We start from the raw sequence: 1917 nt of genomic DNA, 5'->3' as shown, positions 1-1917 counted from the left end.
CCTGCGTCCACGATCTTCGAATCATGGTTGCCCATGGATTCAGAATCCTCAGTCAATTACAACTGTAATGCTAGCGCTCCTGCCCCACTCGGCTGAGAGTATTTGCCGCATCGGGATCCTCTGGCACGACGTAGAGGAGAGTGCCCGCGACCGCAGATATAGGGAGGCCCCACCCATGAAGGCCGCGATCGCGTACCAGTTCCCCGTTGCGCCCAACAAGTAGGTCCCCATCAGAGGCGCCGTCGCACTGCCGAAGATCGTGCCCAAGGTGTATCCGATGGCCATCCCGGTATAGCGAACCTTGAGCGGAAATACCTCGGTATAGAATGTGGGCATCACGCCGTAGTTTGCGGCAAACGGAACGAACATGATGATGAAGCCGAGCAGCATCAGGCTGAAGCTCCTGGTCTCCAGGAGCGAGAACCAAATGAATGGCGCCACGGTCATGACGGCTGCGCCTGCGACGAAGATCATCTTGCGATTGATCCTGTCAGAAAGCCAGCCGAAGAACACCATGGCTACTGCAAGGAAAAGGAAGGCACCCATCACCAGGATGAGCATTTCTCCACGCGGGACGCCCAGATGTTGGGCATAGGAGAGGGAAAAGACAGAAGCCGTATAAAAGAACGTACCGGCACCGACGTATGCCAATGCGAGAAGGATTAGCCGCCCCTTGTAATCCTTAAACGTCTCCAGGAGGGGCGTCTTCACGAGGTGCGCCCTGCTCTTAACTTCTTCGAAGTCAGGGCTCTCGGAGACACGCGCGCGGATCACCATTCCAACCACAACCAGAATTGCGCTCAGAACAAATGGAATTCGCCAACCCCAGGACAGGAACTGAGACTCATCCAGAGCGCTCAGGGCCAAGAAGGCCAGATTCGCAAGAATGAGGCCGAATGCCGATCCCGTGTTGACGATACTCCCAAACAGGCCGCGTCGCCCGGGGCCGGCGTGCTCCACACTGATCAGCACGGCCCCGCTGTACTCTCCGCCCAAGGAAAAGCCTTGAACAATGCGGACAACGACGAGCGTTACCGGTGCCCAGATCCCGATTGCATCATAAGTCGGCAGGAGCCCGATCAGGAATGTCGCGCCACCCATCAAAGACAAGGTGATGATCAAGGAGGACTTGCGCCCGATCCGATCCCCGAGATGACCAAATACGGCCGCCCCAATGGGGCGCGCAATAAAAGCAACCGCGAAAGTGGACAGCGACAGCAACGTGCCGACAAGCGGATCAAAAGAAGGAAAGAAGAGCCGTCCAAAAACCAGAGCGGCCGCGATTCCATAGACGAAAAACTCATACCATTCGACGATAGTCCCCGCTAAGCTCGACGCAAGCGCCTTCGTTGCGTCGGCGCCGTCCACAACCTCACTTTCAATCGTAACTGTCGACATATCAATCCTCCCATTGGATTTTGGTTTTGGCGCATCCATCAAAAGCCCGCACTGTGGTCTTGGCTTTGTTGACGCTTCGAAGTCGGATGCTCGCTCCCAAAGGAAGCCGGATCGCCATTTGTGGAAATGCGCTGACTCCTTTAAGCTGCTTCTTTTTGTGACGTCCTTAGTGCTCCTCAATCAATGCTCTGAACTGGAGTTTCTCCTGAACGCCTCGGGATCAGCTCGCCACTGCGTCAATGCTCTACGCCTGCGCTGATCAAGGCTCAGGGCTGAAAAGGTTGGACGTTCCAGCCGAGTGTCGACGAAGTGTGGCCTGGGTACTCAATGCGCCGTTCCAGCGGCTCAGCAAGCAGCCGCCCAACGTGAGCGCCAACGAAACGACCCGCCAATGTTGCCTTGATACCTGTGGAGCAAGGCGAGCCCTTTTCTCCAGCCAGACGCGTGTCCGTCGTCAGATAATTTGAGACAGATCAAGCTTTTCGAGAAGGGAGGCTCTGGCTCATCAGGGGTTAGAGT

1 protein-coding gene is annotated in these 1917 nt (G+C 56.2%); it reads right to left on the bottom strand.

From position 1 onward, the window contains the following. Positions 1 to 48: 48 nt before the first annotated feature. Complete coding sequence (locus AAFX91_RS41255) at positions 49 to 1398, bottom strand: MFS transporter (protein WP_394570304.1); 1350 nt, start codon at positions 1396 to 1398, stop codon at positions 49 to 51. Positions 1399 to 1917: the final 519 nt, after the last annotated feature.

The sequence above is a fragment of the Bradyrhizobium sp. 31Argb genome (genome assembly GCF_043638955.1).
GTDB lineage: Bacteria > Pseudomonadota > Alphaproteobacteria > Rhizobiales > Xanthobacteraceae > Bradyrhizobium.
The sequence above is the reverse complement of the archived record's forward strand: the minus strand, read 5'-3'. Positions and strand labels throughout refer to the sequence as shown.

What these genes read in the sequence shown, in the direction of transcription:
- AAFX91_RS41255 (WP_394570304.1), bottom strand. Translation starts at nt 1,398, where the DNA reads ATGTCGACAGTTACGATTGAAAGTGAGGTTGTGGACGGCGCCGACGCA.